General features: G+C 74.6%; 17 protein-coding genes. 7 read left to right on the forward strand and 10 right to left on the reverse strand.

All coding sequences use genetic code 11. The features are described 5' to 3' along the window. The first annotated feature begins 76 nt into the window (after positions 1 to 76). Complete coding sequence (locus ACWGKU_RS26415; protein ID WP_452179710.1) at positions 77 to 724, forward strand: vitamin K epoxide reductase family protein; 648 nt, start codon at positions 77 to 79, stop codon at positions 722 to 724. 7 nt (positions 725 to 731) lie between these two features. Here the strand turns inward: ACWGKU_RS26415 and ACWGKU_RS26420 are convergent, their stop codons facing one another. The 4 genes from ACWGKU_RS26420 to ACWGKU_RS26435 all read right to left on the reverse strand — a co-directional run bounded on the left by ACWGKU_RS26420 (position 732) and on the right by ACWGKU_RS26435 (position 3,417). Continuing rightward, a complete protein-coding gene (locus tag ACWGKU_RS26420; RefSeq protein WP_401043316.1) occupies positions 732 to 1,232 on the reverse strand; it encodes an NUDIX domain-containing protein in 501 nt (166 codons plus the stop codon). 74 nt (positions 1,233 to 1,306) lie between these two features. Next, the gene (locus ACWGKU_RS26425; RefSeq protein ID WP_452179711.1) at positions 1,307 to 2,413 is read right to left on the reverse strand and encodes a serine hydrolase domain-containing protein; all 1,107 of its coding nucleotides are present in this window, start codon (positions 2,411 to 2,413) and stop codon (positions 1,307 to 1,309) included. Positions 2,414 to 2,461: 48 nt separating this feature from the next. Further along, positions 2,462 to 2,977, reverse strand: coding sequence for a GNAT family N-acetyltransferase (locus ACWGKU_RS26430; RefSeq protein WP_452179712.1), 516 nt, complete (start codon positions 2,975 to 2,977; stop codon positions 2,462 to 2,464). Positions 2,978 to 3,000: 23 nt separating this feature from the next. Continuing rightward, positions 3,001 to 3,417: an ankyrin repeat domain-containing protein gene (locus ACWGKU_RS26435; RefSeq protein WP_401043307.1), complete on the reverse strand. Its 417-nt coding sequence runs from the start codon at positions 3,415 to 3,417 to the stop codon at positions 3,001 to 3,003. Between the two features lie 397 nt (positions 3,418 to 3,814). On the opposite strand from ACWGKU_RS26435, the gene ACWGKU_RS26440 reads away from it, so the two are divergent. The 3 genes from ACWGKU_RS26440 (at position 3,815) to ACWGKU_RS26450 (ending at position 6,413) form a co-directional block, all read left to right on the forward strand. Further along, positions 3,815 to 4,009 carry a hypothetical protein gene (locus ACWGKU_RS26440; protein ID WP_359827363.1) on the forward strand — a complete coding sequence of 65 codons (195 nt, stop codon included), beginning with the start codon at positions 3,815 to 3,817 and terminating at the stop codon, positions 4,007 to 4,009. A gap of 110 nt (positions 4,010 to 4,119) precedes the next feature. After that, positions 4,120 to 5,727: a P-loop NTPase family protein gene (locus ACWGKU_RS26445; RefSeq protein ID WP_401043304.1), complete on the forward strand. Its 1,608-nt coding sequence runs from the start codon at positions 4,120 to 4,122 to the stop codon at positions 5,725 to 5,727. Positions 5,728 to 6,038: 311 nt separating this feature from the next. After that, positions 6,039 to 6,413, forward strand: a complete 375-nt coding sequence (locus ACWGKU_RS26450) for an RNA polymerase-binding protein RbpA (protein WP_049655293.1) — start codon at positions 6,039 to 6,041, stop codon at positions 6,411 to 6,413. Between the two features lie 184 nt (positions 6,414 to 6,597). Here ACWGKU_RS26450 and fxsA read toward each other — a convergent pair whose 3' ends face one another. The 5 genes from fxsA to ACWGKU_RS26475 form a co-directional block, all read right to left on the reverse strand. Beyond that, the gene (gene fxsA, locus ACWGKU_RS26455; RefSeq protein WP_401043301.1) at positions 6,598 to 7,167 is read right to left on the reverse strand and encodes an FxsA family membrane protein; all 570 of its coding nucleotides are present in this window, start codon (positions 7,165 to 7,167) and stop codon (positions 6,598 to 6,600) included. A 125-nt stretch (positions 7,168 to 7,292) separates the two neighbouring features. After that, positions 7,293 to 8,891, reverse strand: coding sequence for an apolipoprotein N-acyltransferase (gene lnt / locus ACWGKU_RS26460; protein ID WP_401043299.1), 1,599 nt, complete (start codon positions 8,889 to 8,891; stop codon positions 7,293 to 7,295). A 95-nt stretch (positions 8,892 to 8,986) separates the two neighbouring features. After that, positions 8,987 to 9,439, reverse strand: a complete 453-nt coding sequence (locus tag ACWGKU_RS26465; protein WP_380543980.1) for an N-acetyltransferase — start codon at positions 9,437 to 9,439, stop codon at positions 8,987 to 8,989. A gap of 42 nt (positions 9,440 to 9,481) precedes the next feature. Then, positions 9,482 to 11,089: an amidohydrolase gene (locus ACWGKU_RS26470; RefSeq protein WP_401043296.1), complete on the reverse strand. Its 1,608-nt coding sequence runs from the start codon at positions 11,087 to 11,089 to the stop codon at positions 9,482 to 9,484. Between the two features lie 31 nt (positions 11,090 to 11,120). Then, a complete protein-coding gene (locus tag ACWGKU_RS26475) occupies positions 11,121 to 11,561 on the reverse strand; it encodes an Lrp/AsnC family transcriptional regulator (RefSeq protein WP_030243361.1) in 441 nt (146 codons plus the stop codon). Between the two features lie 229 nt (positions 11,562 to 11,790). Here ACWGKU_RS26475 and ACWGKU_RS26480 point away from each other — a divergent pair, with 229 nt between their 5' ends. Beyond that, on the forward strand, positions 11,791 to 12,312 hold the full coding sequence (locus ACWGKU_RS26480; RefSeq protein ID WP_401043293.1) for a hypothetical protein: 522 nt from the start codon (positions 11,791 to 11,793) through the stop codon (positions 12,310 to 12,312). A 113-nt stretch (positions 12,313 to 12,425) separates the two neighbouring features. On the opposite strand, the gene ACWGKU_RS26485 is transcribed toward ACWGKU_RS26480, so the two are convergent. Beyond that, positions 12,426 to 13,589 carry an acyl-CoA dehydrogenase family protein gene (locus ACWGKU_RS26485; RefSeq protein WP_452179713.1) on the reverse strand — a complete coding sequence of 388 codons (1,164 nt, stop codon included), beginning with the start codon at positions 13,587 to 13,589 and terminating at the stop codon, positions 12,426 to 12,428. A gap of 210 nt (positions 13,590 to 13,799) precedes the next feature. Here ACWGKU_RS26485 and ACWGKU_RS26490 point away from each other — a divergent pair, with 210 nt between their 5' ends. Together ACWGKU_RS26490 and ACWGKU_RS26495 are read left to right on the forward strand one after the other, a co-directional pair. Further along, positions 13,800 to 14,456 (forward strand): uridine kinase family protein, encoded by a 657-nt coding sequence (locus ACWGKU_RS26490; RefSeq protein ID WP_380630899.1) that lies wholly within the window; start codon positions 13,800 to 13,802, stop codon positions 14,454 to 14,456. A gap of 390 nt (positions 14,457 to 14,846) precedes the next feature. Beyond that, the gene (locus ACWGKU_RS26495; RefSeq protein ID WP_452191580.1) at positions 14,847 to 16,907 is read left to right on the forward strand and encodes an AAA family ATPase; all 2,061 of its coding nucleotides are present in this window, start codon (positions 14,847 to 14,849) and stop codon (positions 16,905 to 16,907) included. Positions 16,908 to 16,950 lie beyond the last annotated feature (43 nt).

Consider the following 16,950-nt stretch of genomic DNA (forward strand, 5'->3'; position numbering starts at 1 on the left):
CCGTACGGCACCACCCGGCCCGGCCGAACTCCCGGCCGGGCCGGCTCCTCCCAGCCAGCCACCGGAGTGTGCTGTCATGACCGCCGCTACCACCGTGCACCCGTCCCGCTCCGCCCCCGACGCCGCCCGGGCCCCGATCGGCGCGAGCCGGGCCTACGCCCTCCTGCTGTTCCTGGGCGGGCTGGTCGGGCTGGCCGCCTCGGCCGTCCTGACCTTCGACAAGCTCCGCATCCTGGAGAACCCCTCCTACGTCCCCAGCTGCAACATCAACCCGATCATCAGCTGCGGTTCGGTGATGCGCACCGAGCAGGCGGAGGTCTTCGGCTTCCCGAACCCGCTGCTCGGGCTGGCCGCCTTCGGCGCGCTGACGGCGATCGGCGCGGGGCTGCTCGCCGGTGCCGGGTACCGGCGCTGGTTCTGGCTGGGCCTGAACGCGGGCACCGCGCTGGGCGTGGTGTTCGCGCACTGGCTGATCTACCAGGCGCTGTACGACATCGGCGCGCTGTGCCCGTACTGCATGGTGGTGTGGGCCACGGTGGTGGTGCTGTTCTGGTACACGACGCTGCACAACCTGCGCACGGGCGTGATTCCGGCGGGCCCGCGGTCGGGGGTGGTCGTCCGGGAGGCGGCGCGCTACCACTGGGCGCTGCCGGTGCTGTGGGCGGCGGTGATCGCGCTGCTGGTCCTCAACCGGTTCTGGTCCTACTGGAGCACGCTGCTCTGACCGTCCGTCACCCCACGTACCCGTCCGAGTGCAGCAGTGCGGCGGCACCGGTCCGCCGGGCCTCCAGGGCCGCGGTGAGCCGGCGCGCCGCACCGGGCTGCAGCAGGACGGCCGCCCGGGCCGGGGTGAACCAGCCGTGGTCGGCGACCTCCTCGGCCTGCGCCCGGACCACCGCGCCGTCCGCGACCGTCCCGCCGTCGAACATGAACTGCACGGCGGGGTGGGCGTGTTCGCCCTGGTCGGGGATCGAGTCGCGCCACTCCACGACGAGCAGCCGCAGCGGCCCGGCCAACAGCCCGGTCTCCTCGTACAGTTCGCGGGCCGCGCACTCGGCGGGCCCCTCCCCCCGGTCCATCCCGCCGCCGGGGAACTGCCACTGGTCGCGGTAGCTGGCCTTCAGCAGCAGGACCCGGCCCGCTCCGTCGGTGAGCAGGACGCTGCAGCCGACGTAGGCGCGCACCATCCCGGCGAGCCACTCCTCCTCCGAGAGTGCCCAGGTGTCCGTCATCGCGCCTCCTCCGGCGGGTTCCGTCCTCGCGGCCACTCTGCCGCGATCGCGGCCCCGAGAAAGCCGGTCGGCCCCTAATCCACCCGAATGAGTGCCGGTGGGGACGCCTGCCCGAACACGGCCCGCCGGAAGGCGTTGCGCAGGTCGGTGAGCTGCTGGATCCCCCGGTCGTAGTGCACCTTGTTGGTGAGCAGCAGGGCCCAGCGGCCGAGCCTGCGGGAGACCCAGAAGCCGGTGCCGGTGAAGCCGTAGTGGACGAAGGTGCCCTCGGCCGGGTCGGTGCCGGGAGCGTGCAGCCAGGACAGGCCGCGGGCGGGGGCGAGGCCGCCGGTGTGCTCGCGCAGCGATTCGTCGATCCACGGCTCGCCCCAGGGCGCCCCGGGCGGCGGGGCGAGCAGCGCGGTGAGGAAGCGGGCCAGGTCGCGGGCGGTGGAGAAGGCCCCGGCGTTGCCGGAGACCCCGCCGAGCAGCCGGGCGGAGGGGTCGTGGACGACGCCGCACAGGTGGGTGCCGGCGCCCGCCTCGTACTCGGTGGGCGCGGTGCGGGCGGCGAGCGCGCCGTCGAGCGGGCCGTACCGGGTGTCGGTCATGCCGAGCGGCCCCCAGACCCAGCGTGCGGCGAGCTCGTCCAGCGGCGCGCCGCCGAGGTCCTCGACCAGGTGGGCGAGCAGGACGGCGGCGCGGTCGGTGTACTCGACGGCCGTGCCCGGAGGGCGGTGCAGCGGGGCGGCGAGCACCCCGGCCCGGATCGCCGCGGGGTCGCGTCCGTAGAGCTGCTCGAAGCGGGTGTACGGGAGCATCCCCGCGGTGTGGGCGAGGAGTTGACGGACCGTCACCTCGCCGGTGGGGTGCCCGGCGGCCGGTGGCCACCAGCGGCCGAGCGGCTCGTCCAGCGGGAGCCGCCCGGATTGCCGCAGCACCCCCGCACAGGGCCAGAGCGCGACGACCTTGGTGAGGCTGGCGAGGTCGTACAGCGTGTCGGGCCCGGGCCGCAGCCGCGCGTACGGCCCCTGCCCGAGCACACCGTGGCTGCCGCCGCCGAGTGTGCCGCCGGCGTCGCCGACGGCCCAGACGGCTCCCGCCCCGACGGTGCGCGCGCCGTCCCCGACCAGCCGGTCCAGCTCCCCGCCGGGCGCGGCCCGGTCGGGGAACCGGTCGGCTCCGGGTGCTCGGTGACTCATCCGTCTCCCCCTTCGGGCCGACGGGAGCCTTCCCCGCGCAGCGGTCGCTCAGACCGCCGCGGCCAGCTCCTTGCCGAGGCAGATGCTCTGCGCGTGCTCCTTGTAGATGCCGAACTTCCGGATCGCGTCGTAGCCCTCGGACCGGTACAGCGCGACGGCCTCGGGCTGCTCGGTGCCGGTCTCCAGGATGAAGCGGGTCCGCCCGGCCTCGATCGCGGTCCGCTCCAGGCGGTCCAGCACCGCGCGGGCCAGGCCGCGGCCGCGGGCCGCGGGGATCACGAACATCCGCTTCAGCTCCGCGTCGCCGTCGCGCAGGCCGTCCGGGCCGGCCTGCTTGGCCCGCCAGCCGCCGCAGGCGACCGGACGGCCGTCCAGGTAGGCGATCATGAACAGGCCGCCCGGCGCCTCGAAGTCCTCGGGGCGCATGACGGTCTCGTCCGGGTCGCCGTAGCGGCGCACGTACTCCTGCTGCACCTCGGCCGACAGGGCCTGGGCGTCGGGGTGGGCGTAGCCGGTGATGCGGAACTCGACGGTGCCGGTGTCCCGGGCGGTGCTGGTGCTCATGCCGAAAAGCCTACGATCCCCGCTCAGCGGGCCTCGAACCGGGCGACCAGGTCGTCCTTGCCGAACATCCGGGCGGTGTCCACGGCGCTCGGGGCGCCTGCCTGCGGGTCGGCGCCGCCGGCCAGCAGGACGTCGAGCACGTCCGTGGCGCCCTTGAAGACGGCCCCGGCCAGCGGGGTCTGTCCGTGGTCGTTGGCGCGGTTCGGGTCGGCGCCGTACCGGAGCAGCTCCGCCACCGTCGCGGCGTGGCCGTGGTAGGCGGCGAGCATCACCAGGGTGTCGCCGCGGCCGTTGGTGAGGTCGGCCGGGGCACCGGCGTCCAGGTAGGCGGACAGGGTCTCGGTCTCCCCGGCCCGGGCGGCGTCGAAGAGCTTCCCGGCGAGCGCGATCACCTCGGCGTCGGGGGCGTCGGCGGGCTGCTGGCTGGCGGCGTCGGTCATGGCGGGCGGCCTTTCCGGTCGGGTCGTCGGGCGGTCTCGGGGCTGCGCCCAGGGCACGGTAGCGGCCGGCGCCGGAACGGGCCAGCGGGCGTCCGGAATCCGGATGACGGCCCGCGCCCGCCACGACACACGGCCGCGCGCGTTGCGCAGCCATTCGAGCGAACTTCCCGGACCCCCCGGAAACTTCCCGCCCTCCGCCCGGGAATGCCTCGGCACATCGAATCCCCTCGGCACCCGGCCCCACCCCGGCCGGGTCGCATACCGCCACCCGGTCACCGGAACGGTATTGGACGGCAGAACCACCCATTTGCACCGTTCCATCATCTATTACTTTTTGTCACGATTGGTGCACTTTCCGTAACACCCCCGCTTGTCCCCCCTTCCTGAGGAGCGGAACGTGATCCTCTCGATTTCCGGCATCGTCCTGTTCGGCACCATCGCCTTTCTCTTCTTCCGCCGGGACGGACTAAAGGTCTCCCACGCCATCGTCTGCGCCCTCTTCGGCTTCTACATCGCGGGCTCCTCGATCGCACCGAGCATCACCGCGGGCGGCGCGAGCCTCGCCAGCCTGCTCAGCGGCATCAAGTTCTGACCGCGTCCAGATCTCCTCCGTACCGGCCCGGGCGCGGATCCCACCGCCCCGGGCCCCGTCGTTGCCCACCCGCGCCACCCCACCCGTCCCACCGTTTGGGGAGTCAAGGAATGCCGCTCCACCGCCACCTCACCAAGGGCCGCGCGATCGCCCGGACCGCCGGGGACCACGCCTCCGACATGTTCGCCCCGCTCTCCGTGATCGGCCGCGGCCTGCGCCACCACGCGGACTGGGCCAAGTCCCGCTGGCAGGCCACCCCCAAGGACCGCCGCGGGCCGACGCTGTTCCTGACCGCCGCCCTGCTGATCGGCGTCTACCTGCTGCCGCACGGCCTGCTGTTCGCCCTGATCACCCTGATGGCCAGCGCCGCCTGGGCCGGCCGGACCCCCAGGGCGACGCCCGCACCGCCCGCCCCGGACGTCGCCGACGTCAAGCTCGCGGCCCTCTACGCGGCGCTCACCCCGTACCTGTGCGGACCCGAGGACGCCAACCCGCTGTACCACTTCGAGGGCAGCCACAAGAACGCCTTCAGCGCGTGGGACTTCGACGGCGAGGGCCGGCTCTCCCGGCTGGAGATGACCTACCCCGCCTACTTCACCGACACCGAGCCCGCCGCCCGGGCCCGGATCGAGCAGGTCGTCCAGGGCAAGGCCGGCCGGGCCCGCGAGTACCGCTTCGACTGGGACGAGGAGTCCAACCGGCTGCGGATCACCGCCCTCGCCCCGCTGGCCGCCGACATCGCCGCCCAGCGCTTCGTGGCGGCCCCCGGCGAGATCGTGCTGGGCTTCACCGACGAGGACGGCACCGCCCGGACCATCCCGGTCGTCCGGGGCGGCACCACCGTCCAGCAGCCGCCGGTGGTCTGGCGCACCGGCCCGCGTTCCGCCGAGCCGCACCTGCTGGTGCTCGGCGTCACCGGCTACGGCACCTCCAGCCTGCTGCGCTCGGTGGCGCTCCAGGCCCTCCCGTACGGCGACCTGGTGGTGGTCGACGGTGCGGGCACCGGCGAGCACGCCTGCCTGGTGAACCGGCCCGGCGTGCACACCGTGGAGACCAGCCTGCACGGCGCGCTGGCCGCCCTGGACTGGGCCGTCGGCGAGACCGAGCGCAGGCTCGCCGCGCTCAACGCCGCCCGGCACGCCGGAACCGCCCCGCCCGAGGACGTCACCCGGCCGCTGTGGCTGCTGCTGGACCACCCGACCGAGCTGAGCGAGCTCGCCCGGGCCGAGGGCCGCCCCGACCCGCAGGACCTCCTGGAGCTCCCGCTGCGGCACGGCCGGGCCGCCCGGGTCACCGTGGTGGTCGCCGACGACCTGGAGGCCCGGGACCGGATCACCGCCACCGTCCGCGCCACCACCCGGGCCCGTGTCGTGCTCGGCCCGGCCGGCCCGGACGAGGGGCGCGAAGCGCTCGGCGCGCCGCTGGACATCGTGCCCGCCGCCCACGCCCCGATCGGGCGCGGCTACGCCCGGATCGGCAACGGCGCCCCGCTCCGGCTCCAGGTGCCCGCCACCGTCGATCCGCTGGACGACGAGGCCCCGGCCGCGCTGCGGGACGCGGTGATCGCCCTGTTGCCGCACCGGGACACCCGCACCGAGGCGGCCGCCGCCGAGCCGCCCCGCCCGGATCGCCCGCCGGTGGTACCCGCGGCCGATCCGGCCCGTCCGGTCGACCTGGCCAAGGGCGAGCCGATGATCCGTTCACGGCCGATCTCCTGACGGCCCGGCCGGGCCGCCTCCCCCGGCCGGTTCCCGGCTCCCGGCAGGGGTCGGCGCCCGGCGCCGAATCCCCTCCCGGTACGCTCGTCACAGAAAGTCCGCACGATCACCAGATGTGAAATAGGTGACACCTGGGGTGATATCACCGGCCAGATGTGACAAATCGGGCGCGGGTGGGTACAAACAGGGGCGGCACTACAAGACGACGCATGTCCCGGGACGGGAATCTTCGTCGGAAGCCGAGCGTTGACCGAACGACGAAGAACAGCGACCACTAGTCCTGTGGGCCATAAGCCCGGGAGGCACGATTCATGAGCGAGCGAGCTCTCCGCGGCACGCGACTCGGGGCCACTAGCTACGAGACCGACCGTGGTATCGATCTGGCTCCCCGCCAGACCGTCGAGTACGCATGTCAGAACGGACACCGTTTCGAGGTTCCTTTCTCGGTCGAGGCGGAGATCCCCGCGACCTGGGAATGCCGCTTCTGTGGCCAGGAGGCAGCACTTCTCGACGGCGACGAGCCGGAGGAGAAGAAGATCAAGCCGACGCGCACCCATTGGGACATGCTGATGGAGCGCCGGACGCGCGAGGAGTTGGAGGAGGTGCTGGCCGAACGGCTGGCCGTGCTCCGCTCCGGTGGGATGAACCTCGCGGTGCACCCGCGAGACACCCGTAAGAGCGCCTGACACCTCGCTCCCGCCCCGAGCGGGAGGACGCGAAAAGGGACCCTGGTCACCAGGGTCCCTTTCGCGTTGTCCGGCGCCGCGCCCGCCTTCCCCGCACCGTCCGCTGGACCGTGCCGTGCGCGCGAGGAGCCCCCCGGGGGCGGGTTCTCCGCGCCCCCGGGGGGCTCCCGTCGGAACGGGCGGGTCAGCCGGCGATCGGCGGGCGGTAGGTGGTGTCCGGGCCCTGTGGGCCGGCCTCCGGGTCCACGACCTCGCCCTGGATCACCTTGCCGTCCGGGCGGTGGATGCGCAGCTGCTCCTGCAGCCGCATCGCGTCCGCGAACGGGTCGGCGCCGGCCACGGAGGCGCTGCGCAGCGCCTTGTCCGCGACCCGGCGGCCCAGCACCCGCCACAGGGCCCGGGTGGGCGGGAGGAGCAGGGTCAGGGCCAGCAGGTCGGACAGGAAGCCGGGGACGATCAGCAGCAGGCCGCCCAGCACGGTCATGCTGGTGCCGGTCTGCGGCTGCTGGGACTGCGGGTTCTTGCTCTGCTCGATCGCCGCCGACAGCGCCTTCAGCCCGGCCCGCTTGATCAGCGAGCCGCCGATCAGGGCGCCCGCGACGAGCAGCAGCACGACGGTGAAGCCGCCCAGCCAGGAGCCGACCTGGACCAGCAGCCAGATCTCCAGCACCAGCCAGGCGGTGATCAGCAGCGGCAGCACCCGGCGGAGCCTGCTGCGCGGGGCCGGACGGGTGGGGGTAGCTTGCTGGGTCACGGTACGAATCCACTCCAAGCGGTGCTCTGCGCGCCGCACGGGAGGTCCGGGCCGGCTACGGCACCACCTGCTCCAACGACTCCCGCGCCGCCGGTGTTCCGGCGGCCGGGCTCGGGTGCCGCGCCCTACGCCTTCCGGCGCCGTCCGACCAGCAGGGCCGCGCCGCAGGCCAGCAGGCCGCCGACGGCCAGCGTCCACTCCGGGGCGGCGCCGACCCGGTCGGCGACGGTGGTGCCGTCGCGCAGCGGGACGGTCGCCGACAGCTCGGCCGCGGTGAGCTCCTCGGTGCGCTGCTGGACGCTGCCGTCCGGGGCGATCACCGCGCTGATGCCGCTGGTGGCGGCGATCAGCACCGCCCGGCCGTGCTCGACGGCCCGCAGCCGGCTCATCGCCAGCTGCTGCTCGGGCTGCCCGGTCTTCGCGTAGGTCGCGTTGTTGGTCTGGACGACCAGGACCCGGGCGCCGCTGTCCACGGTGTCGCGGACGATCTCGTCGTACGCGACCTCGAAGCAGATCACGTCGCCGATCCTGGCCGGGCCGAGCTGCATCACGCCGTTGTGGTCGCCGGGGTAGAAGTCCCGGGCGACCCGCTGGAGGCGGGTGATCACCGTCATCAGCTGGGCGCGGAAGGGCACGTACTCGCCGAACGGGACGGGGTGCTGCTTGGTGTAGGAGGCGCCGGGGCCGGTGACCGGGTCCCAGACGATGCCCTCGTTCTGGACGTGCTGCGCGTCCGGGCCGTCCACCAGGGTGCCGACCAGGGTCGGCACCCCGACCGCCTTGACCGCCTGGTCGATCCGCTGGCGGGCCAGCGGATCGCTGAACGGGTCGAGGTCGGAGGAGTTCTCCGGCCAGATCACGATGTCGGGGCGCTCGACCTTGCCGGCCCTGATGTCGGCGGCGAGCCGCTCGGTGGCCGAGGCGTGGTTGTTGAGGACCATCATCGGGCGGCCCAGGAAGTCCATGCCCGGGTTGGGCACGTTGCCCTGGACGATGGCGACCTTGACGGTGTCGTCGGCGACCGTGGGCACCGGGACGAGGTAGCCGGCCAGCAGCGCGGCCACCGCGCCGAGCGCCGCCAGCGCGGCCGCCCTCGGGGCCCTGCCGGGCCCGCGCACCCGCAGCGCGGCCCAGCCCAGCAGGGCGCCGCAGAGGGCGACCGCGAAGGTCACCAGCGGTGCGCCGCCCAGCGCGGCCAGCGGGGTGAACGGGCTGGCGGTGTTGGCGAAGGCGAGCCGGCCCCAGGGGAAGCCGCCGAGCGGCAGCCGGTCGCGGGCCCACTCCTGGGTGACCCACAGGCAGGCCGCCCAGAGCGGCCACCCCGGCAGCCGGGAGGTGACGGCCAGGGCGCCGCCCAGCAGGGCCAGGAACAGCGCCTCCACGACGGACAGGCCGATCGTGGCGTCCCAGCCGACCACCCGCAGCCAGCTGAGCAGCATCAGGAAGAACGGCAGGCCGAACGCGAAGCCGGTCCACAGGCCCTGGCGGAAGGTGCGGCCCCGGGTCAGCGGCGAGAGCGCGGCGACGCCGAGCAGCGACAGCGGCCACAGGTCGTACGGCGGGAAGGCGAGGGCCAGCAGCAGGCCGGCCAGGACGGCGAGGCCGGTGCGGGGGAGCCCGGCGCGGATCCTGGCGAGCGCGCGGGCTCCGCGGCTCGGTCGGGGCGCCGGCTCCTGCGGCTCGGGTACGGCCTCGGGCCGTTCCTGGGTGACGGGAGTGGCCACCGGCGCACCATCTTCCTGGGGCTTGCTGTTCGGACGCTGTGCGAAGAAGGTACCCCGGAACGTCGGTGGCCCGTGAGGTGAGGGTGACGGCGGGGTCAGCGCGGGGCGTAGCGGAAATCCCGCAACGGCCAGTGCCCGGTGAGCCAGTCGGAGACGGCGCGGTGCAGCGGCTCGTCCAGGTGGGCGCGGTCGGCCCGGACCCAGGAGCTGACCGAGACCACCGAGGGGTCCTCGCGGTCCGGGTAGATGTAGACGCAGCCGATCACCTCGTCGCGGTCCGGCTCCAGGACGGTGTAGGTGAAGCCGGTGCGGGCCTCGAAGTCGGCGGCGTGGCGGCGCAGGTCGTCGAGGTTGCGCTCCGGGGGCATTCCGTCGGCGGGCGGCCAGCCGCGGCCGGCCCAGCCGGGGGTGGCGCGGATGTGGTCGATGCTGCTCGTCCAGGCGGCGTGGTCGGAGGCGTTGTGCCGCTCGCCCAGGGGCTCCAGTCGGAACTCCGGGGCGAGCAGCTCGCGCGGGACGGTGAAGTCGGCGGGCACCGGTTCGATCATGCCGCTCAACCTAGGCGGTGCCCGCCCGACGTTCCACGGGGTTTACCGCTGGTGCACCGTGCGGCCGCGGACCACGGTGCGCAGGCAGGTCGGCAGCGGGTGGCCCGGGGTGAGGTCGGGCAGCCCGGGGGTGCCGGAGCGCGGGTCGGTGGACCAGCCCGCCACCCGGGAGTCGGGGGCCTGGACGACCAGCTCGCCGGCCGCCCAGATCGCGTAGCTGGCGACGGCGCCGGGGACGAGCACGCCGTCCTGGTCGCGGCCGATCGCGCGCCAGCCGCCGCGGGTGTGGGCGGTGAAGGCCGCGCGGACCGAGATCCGGTGCTCCGGGGTCCGGTGGAAGGCGGCCGCGCGGACGGTGCCCCAGGGGTCGAGCGGGGTGACCGGGGCGTCCGAGCCGAAGGCCAGCGGGACACCGGCCCGCAGCAGCGCGGCGAAGGGGTTGAGGGCGGCCGCCCGCTCGGCGCCCAGGCGCTGCACGTACATGCCCTCCGGGCCGCCCCAGGCGGCGTCGAAGGCGGGCTGGACGGAGGCGGTCAGGCCGAGTTCGGCGAAGGCGGCGACGGCCTTGTCGTCCAGGGCCTCGGCGTGCTCGACGCGGTGGCGCAGGGCCTTGACCCGGGCGGCGCCGACCCGGGCACCGGCCTCCCGGACGCCGTCGAGGACCGCCGTGATCGCCGCGTCGCCGATGGCGTGGAACCCGGCCTGGATCCCGGCCTCGGTGCAGGCGGCGACGTGGTCGGCGACCTGCTCGGCGGTCAGGTAGGCGGTGCCGGTGTGCTCCGCGTCGTCGTACGGGGCGTGCAGGCAGGCGGTGTGCGAGCCGAGCGCGCCGTCCACGAAGAGGTCGCCTCCGGCGCCCACCGCACCGAGCCTGCGAGCGGTCTCGACACCGCCCAACTCGCCCCAGTAGCCGAAGACTTCGGGCCCCTCGCCCTCGGCGGCCAGGGCCAGCAGGGCGGCCAGGTCGGCCTCCGAGGAGATCTCCGGGCCGGCGCACTCGTGCAGGGCGCCGATGCCGAGTTCGGCGGCGCGGGCCAGGGTGGCGCGCTGGGCCCGGCGGCGCTGCTCGGGGGTGAGGCGGGCCAGCGCGGTCTGCCGCACGGCGTGGTGGGCGTTCTTGGTGAGCGGGCCCTCGGGGTCGAACCCGGGCGCCTCGGCCAGGCCCTCGGTGAGGGTGCGCAGCGCGGTGGTGGCGAGCGCGGAGTGCACGTCGGTGCGGGAGAGGTAGAGCGCGGCGCCACGGGCGGCGGCGTCGAGTTCGGCGAGCGTGGGCGGGCGGCCCTCGGGCCAGCCGGTCTCGTCCCAGCCGTGGCCGATCAGCACCCCGCCGGGCTCGGGCCGGGCGTCGACGAAGGCGGTGACGGCGGCCAGGGCGGCGGCCAGCGAGGGGCTGCCGGTGAGGTCGAGGCCGGTGAGCGCCAGGCCGGTGGCGGTGGCGTGCACGTGGGCGTCCACGAAGGCGGGGGTGACCAGGGCGCCGTCCAGCTCGACGATCTCGTCGACGGTCGCGGCGTACGCCTCGGCGGCGCCGTCGCTGCCGACCCAGGCGACGTGCCCGCCTTCCACGAGCATCGCGGTGGCGAAGGGGTCGGCGGGGCTGTAGACGGCGCCGCCGCGCAGCAGGACGGTCCGGGAGGTGCGTTCGGTCATGCCGCCAAGTCTGCACCCCGCCGGTTCGCGGTCAGAGCTTCGGGGGGCGTGCCTCGTACGGGGTGGACAGGACGACGGTGGTGCGGGTGGAGACACCGGCGGCGCTGCGGATGCGCGCGAGCAGGTCCTCCAGGTCGCCGGGGGCGCCGACGCGGACCTTGAGGATGTAGTTCTCGTCGCCGGCGACGCTGTGGCAGGCCTCGATCTCGGGCAGGCCGGCCAGCCGCTCGGGGGTGTCGTCCGGGGCGCTCGGGTCGAAGGGTTTGACCGAGATGAACGCGGTCAGCGCCAGGTCGACGGAGTCGGGGTCGATGATCGCGGTGTAGCCGCGGATCACCCCGCGCTGTTCGAGGCGGCGCACCCGCTGGTGCACCGCCGAGGTGGACAGGCCGGTGGCCTTGCCCAGGTCCGTGTAGCTCATCCGGCCGTCTTCGAGGAGCAGCTGGACGATGCGTTGGTCGAGATCCTCCACAGTGCGCAAACCTACCCGGTCGGGAGCACGGGGGGCGCACGCGGTGGCACAGGACGGGTTCGCAGGTGCCGGGCGGGCACATGCCGGGCGAATGTGGCATCCGGTGTGGCCAAGGACACACCCGGTGCATCACGGTGCACGGGACCGCAGGATTATGAGTCCGGATCACAGGGAAGTGCTGGTTGTGGCCCTGGACGACCACGCCGGGCCCGATCCTAGGGGGATCCTCATGCCTGCTACCGACCAGCGTGTGCTGGGCTCCGACGAGACCGACGATATGGCCGACCGCGAGGACCTCGCGGTCGGCCACCTGCCGGGCACCGACCCCGGCGAGGCGGAGACCTGGGACATCTTCCGGGTCGACTGCCCCGAGTGCCGCCGCCCGATCGCCCTGGTGGCGGACGAGGAGCGGCTGCCGCAACACGCGCTGCTGCCGACCGCCTGGAACCCCTTCTCCCCCGCGATCTGCCCGGGTTCGGGCACGCCGACGGACGACCTGGTCGAGGTCGAGGCCCAGGAGGACGCCGAACCGGCCGGCTTCGACGCGCTGTTCAAGCTTCCGAGCGGGCTGGACTGGCGCACCCAGCCGTTCTCGCACGCCGTCGCGCACTGCCCGGTACGGCTCGCCGCGGTCCCCGAGGCCGCCCCGGTGGCGCCCGCCGTCCCGGCCGTCGCGGCGCTGCGGGCCGCCATCCCGGAGCAGCGCCGCCGTCGTCCGGCGCTGACCGGCCGCACCGCCAAGGCGAGCTGACGCTCCGCCGGGAACGCCTCCGGCCGCCACTCCGCACCCTGGAGTGACGGCCGGAGGCCGTACGGGGGGATCGGGGCGGTCCGGCGGCTCCCCCGCCGGACGGCCCCCGGGCGTCAGCCCTTGGTGAGGTGGCGGCCGATCACCAGGCGCTGGATCTGGTTGGTGCCCTCGACGATCTGCAGCACCTTGGCCTCGCGCATGTAGCGCTCGGCCGGGAAGTCCTGGGTGTAGCCGTAGCCGCCGAGCACCTGGACGGCGTCGGTGGTCACCCGCATCACCGCGTCGGTGCAGAACAGTTTCGCCATCGCCGCCTCCTTGGAGAACGGCCGGCCGGCGTCCCGCAGCCGGGCGGCGGACAGGTAGAGCGAACGCCCGGCCTCGATCTGGGTGGCCATGTCGGCGAGCATGAAGGACAGGCCCTGGAACTCGGCGATCGGGCGGCCGAACTGGCGCCGGGTGCGGGCGTAGTCGACCGCGAGGTCGAGCGCGGCCTGGGCCACGCCTATCGCGCAGGCGGCGATGCCGAGGCGGCCGGAGTCCAGCGCGGCGAGCGCGATCTGGAAGCCCTGCCCCTCCTCGCCGATCAGCCGCTCGCGCGGGACGCGCGCGCCGTCGAAGTGCAGCTGCGCGGTCGGCGAGGAGCGCATGCCCATCTTGTGCTCCGGCGGGGCCGCGGACAGGCCCTGCTGGGTGCCGGGGACCAGCAGGCAGCTGATGCCCTTGGGTCCGTCGACGCCGGTGCGCACCAGGGCGCTGTAGAAGTCGGCCTGGCCGCCGTGGGTGATCCAGGCCTTGGTGCCGTTCACCACGTACGCCTCGCCGTCGAGGTCGGCGCGGGTGCGCAGCGCGGCCGCGTCCGAGCCGGACTGCGGCTCGGAGAGGCAGTAGGCGCCGAGCTGCTCGCCGGAGAGCATGGCGGGCAGCCACGCGTCGCGCTGCTCGTCGGTGCCGAAGGTGGCCAGCGCGTGGCAGGAGAGGGTGTGCACGCTGACGCCGAGGCCGATGGCCAGCCAGCCGGCCGCGAGCTCCTCCAGCACCTGCAGGTACACCTCGTAGGGCTGTTCGCCGCCGCCGTACTTCTCGTCGTACGGGAGGGAGAGCAGGCCGGCCTCGCCGAGGGTGCGGAAGACGTCGCGCGGGAAGCGGTCGGCGGCCTCGTCCTCCGCCGCACGCGGCTGGAGCTCGCGCTGGACCAGGTCACGGGTGAGGCTCAGCAGCTCGCGGGCCTCCTCGCTCGGCAGCTGGCGCTCCACGGCTTTCACAGGGGAGGGGGTCATGGCGGTGGTCGCCTCCTCGATCGGGCGCCGGACCGAGGTGTCGGCTGACCCGGCGGGGTGCGGCTTGTCGGACCGACCGGCACCGGGTTGCGGTGAACGGCCGTTCACAGTCGTGGCGAAGGCGAGTATGCCCGAAACCCGCGCTGCCGTCACGACCTGCACAGATGAACTGTCCGCAGTGGCGGGCTACGGCACCGTAGGGTTGACGTTGTGGCTGCATCCGAACCCTTCCCGCCCCCGCTCCGGCCCGCTCCGGACGACCTGCCGGCCGCGCTCGCGGCGGAGCTGCGCGCACTGCCGCCCTCCTGCGGGCCGGTGCGGCTGGTCGCGGTGGACGGGCACGCGGGGTCCGGCAAGACCACCTTCGCCGGCCGGCTGGCGGCGGCGCTCGGCGGGGCCCCGGTGGTCCACCTCGACGACCTGGCCACCCACCGCGAGCCGTTCGGGTGGACCGGACGGCTGCGCGGGCAGGTGCTGGAGCCGCTGGCGGCCGGGCGGGACGCCGAGTACCGGGTGTACGACTGGACGCTGCGCCGCTTCGCCGGCACGGCCGCGGTGCCGGCCGCCCCGGTGGTGCTGGTCGAGGGGGTCGGCGCGGGCCGGCGGGCGGTGCGGCCGTGGCTGGCCCGGGTGATCTGGATGGAGCTGGACGCCGCTTCGGCCCGGCGGCGCGGGGAGGAGCGGGACGGTCCGGAACTGGCCGAGTTCTGGGCGGGCTGGGCCCGGGCCGAATCGGCGCATTTCGCCGCCGATCCGAGCCGTCCGTACGCCGCGACGCGGGTCGACGGGGTGACCGGCCGGATCGCCCCGGGCACCGTCGGTGAAACTTCAACCATCGCCTTGACCTGCGACATCGCCAGGATCTAGGTTCTCCTCAGCCGCCGGAACGAAAGCTTCCGGTTGCCTCGGACCCGGCGCCCCCGGCTTGTTCCCCCGTGAGCCGGGGACGCCGTCCGGTCCCCTTCCGAAACTCGCTCCCCGGCAGCCCGTTTCTTCGCCCGGCCGCTCAACGGCCGCTCGCGCGATCGCATTTGACCCCGTTCGGCACCCTTCCGGATCAGCGCCGCGCCGGTACGATTCCTGGCAGGCGCAGATGCGCCGCAAGGGGGTCGACGACCACCGGCCAGGCTAGGCGCAGGCAACCCGCCGGCCGAGCCCCGGGCCGCACCGCGGGGGGCGTGAGTGACGACGGTGGACAGTTCCGACAGCACGGCGGGCGGGCCCGACCGGCTCGCCGACCGCGCCTGGCTGCGCGCCATGGACGCCTACACGGCCGGTGCGTACACCCGGGCCGAGGAGGAGTTCCGGGCCGCCGTCCGACTGGACCCGGGCATGGCCGACGCCTGGCTCGGACTGCACGCGCTGCGCAGCGACACCTCGGCCGCGCTGCTGGCCATGTACCGCCACCAGAAACGGTTCGGCGAACAGCGACGGCTGCACCGACGGCCGCTCAGTTCCTGGTACTGGCTGGGCTGGTGGGTGCAGCCGGTACTGGAGGACGCCCGCGACCTCGCGCTGGCGCACGCCTCGCACTGGCTGGACGGCCGCCACCTGGCCGAGCTGGACCGGGCGCTGGAACAGTGCCCGGCGCCCGGCGAGGACCCCTGCGCCCGCTTCCTGTACGCCTGCCGGTCCTACCTGCTCAAGGATTGGGAGCAACTGATCAGGGACACCGACCGCCTGCTGGACGACCCGCTGCTCGGCATCGAGGCCGGACTGTTCGCCGGCATGGCGCGGGTGCGCCTCGACATGTGCGCCCAGGCGCAGGCGCCGCTGGCCGTCTCGCTGGCCCGCTGCCGCTCCGAACAGCCCCAGCGCAAAGAGCTGCGGTACTGGCTGGCCCGGGCGTACGAGGGCGCCGGACGCAGCGCCGCGGCGCTGCCGCTCTACCGGGCGGTGCACCGGGCGGACCCGGCGTTCATGGACACCGCGACCCGGCTGACGGCCATCGCGGCCGACGACGCGCTCGCGGACGGACTCACGGACGGATTCGCGGACGGACTCGCGGACGGACTGCCGGCCGGCGGGCGCCGGGGAGCGGCCGACGCCGCCCTACCGGGTGCTCCCGGCTTCGACGCCGAGTACCCGGACGAGGCCGGTTACGCGGGATTACCCGGGTACGGCGAGGAGTTCGGGGACGCGGGCGGGCCGAGCGGGCCGACCGTCTCCGGCGACGGGGTGTCGACCGGCGCCCTGTCCGGCGGCTTCCCGTCGGGCGGCGGGCCCTCGGTGGACGCCGGGCTGGTGGACGCCGGGCTGGTGGACGTGCCCCCGGCGGACGGCGCCCTGACCGCCGGCGGCGCCCTGCTGGACGGCGGTGCGGCCGACGGCGCCGCGCAGGCCGCCGGGGAACGCTCCGGCTCCGGCGCGCCGCCGGCCTCCGCCGCACCCCCGCCGCTGCCCGCCCTCGGCCGGGCGCAGCCCCGGACCGCCGCCGTGCCCGAGCCCCGGTCCGCCGGCGACGAGCGGGAGCTGGACGCGGCCCTGGCCGAACTCTCGCTGATGGTCGGCCTGGAGCCGGTCAAGCGCCAGGTGCGGGCGCTGTCCGCGCAGTTGAGAATGTCCCGGCTGCGGGCCGAGCAGGGCCTGCCCGTCCAGCCGCCGAAGCGCCACTTCGTCTTCTCCGGCCCCTCGGGCACCGGGAAGACCACCGTGGCCCGCATCCTCGGCCGGGTCTTCCACGCCCTCGGCCTGCTCTCCGGGGACCACCTGGTGGAGGCCCAACGCGCCGACCTGGTGGGCGAGTTCCTCGGCCAGACCGCCGTGAAGGCGAACGAGCTGATCGACTCCGCGCTGGACGGCGTGCTCTTCATCGACGAGGCGTACAGCCTCTCCAACTCCGGCTACACCAAGGGCGACGCGTACGGCGACGAGGCGCTCCAGGTACTGCTCAAGCGTGCCGAGGACAACCGCGACCGGCTGGTGGTGATCCTGGCCGGCTACCCCGAGGGCATGAACCGGCTGCTCGCCACCAACCCCGGCCTCAACTCCCGTTTCACCACCCGGGTCGACTTCCCCAGCTACCGCCCGAGCGAACTGACCGCGATCGGCGCCTCGCTGGCCGGCCGGGACGGCGACGGCTGGGACGAGGACGCCGCGGAGGAGCTGGCCAGCATCTGCACCCACGTGGTCCGCGAGGGCTGGATCGACGAGCTGGGCAACGGCCGGTTCATCCGCACCCTGTACGAGAAGTCCTGCGCCTACCGGGACCTGCGGCTGTCGCTGCTGCGCGAGCCGCCGGGCCGGGAGGACCTGGCCACCCTGCGGCTGCCGGACCTGGTCCAGGCGTACGGGGAGCTGATCGACGGCCGGAGCTGACCGGCGGGCGACGGCCGGAGCCGACCGGCGGGCGGGTGCCGGC

It is taken from the genome of Kitasatospora sp. NPDC054768, from assembly GCF_053612025.1.

Coding starts and splice junctions, on each gene's coding strand:
- ACWGKU_RS26450 (WP_049655293.1), top strand. CDS start 6,039: ATGAGCGAGCGAGCTCTCCGCGGCACGCGACTCGGGGCCACTAGCTAC.
- ACWGKU_RS26465 (WP_380543980.1), bottom strand. CDS start 9,439: ATGATCGAACCGGTGCCCGCCGACTTCACCGTCCCGCGCGAGCTGCTC.
- ACWGKU_RS26425 (WP_452179711.1), bottom strand. CDS start 2,413: ATGAGTCACCGAGCACCCGGAGCCGACCGGTTCCCCGACCGGGCCGCG.
- ACWGKU_RS26485 (WP_452179713.1), bottom strand. CDS start 13,589: ATGACCCCCTCCCCTGTGAAAGCCGTGGAGCGCCAGCTGCCGAGCGAG.
- ACWGKU_RS26470 (WP_401043296.1), bottom strand. CDS start 11,089: ATGACCGAACGCACCTCCCGGACCGTCCTGCTGCGCGGCGGCGCCGTC.
- ACWGKU_RS26420 (WP_401043316.1), bottom strand. CDS start 1,232: ATGACGGACACCTGGGCACTCTCGGAGGAGGAGTGGCTCGCCGGGATG.
- ACWGKU_RS26445 (WP_401043304.1), top strand. CDS start 4,120: ATGCCGCTCCACCGCCACCTCACCAAGGGCCGCGCGATCGCCCGGACC.
- ACWGKU_RS26480 (WP_401043293.1), top strand. CDS start 11,791: ATGCCTGCTACCGACCAGCGTGTGCTGGGCTCCGACGAGACCGACGAT.
- ACWGKU_RS26495 (WP_452191580.1), top strand. CDS start 14,847: ATGGACGCCTACACGGCCGGTGCGTACACCCGGGCCGAGGAGGAGTTC.
- ACWGKU_RS26430 (WP_452179712.1), bottom strand. CDS start 2,977: ATGAGCACCAGCACCGCCCGGGACACCGGCACCGTCGAGTTCCGCATC.
- ACWGKU_RS26415 (WP_452179710.1), top strand. CDS start 77: ATGACCGCCGCTACCACCGTGCACCCGTCCCGCTCCGCCCCCGACGCC.
- ACWGKU_RS26435 (WP_401043307.1), bottom strand. CDS start 3,417: ATGACCGACGCCGCCAGCCAGCAGCCCGCCGACGCCCCCGACGCCGAG.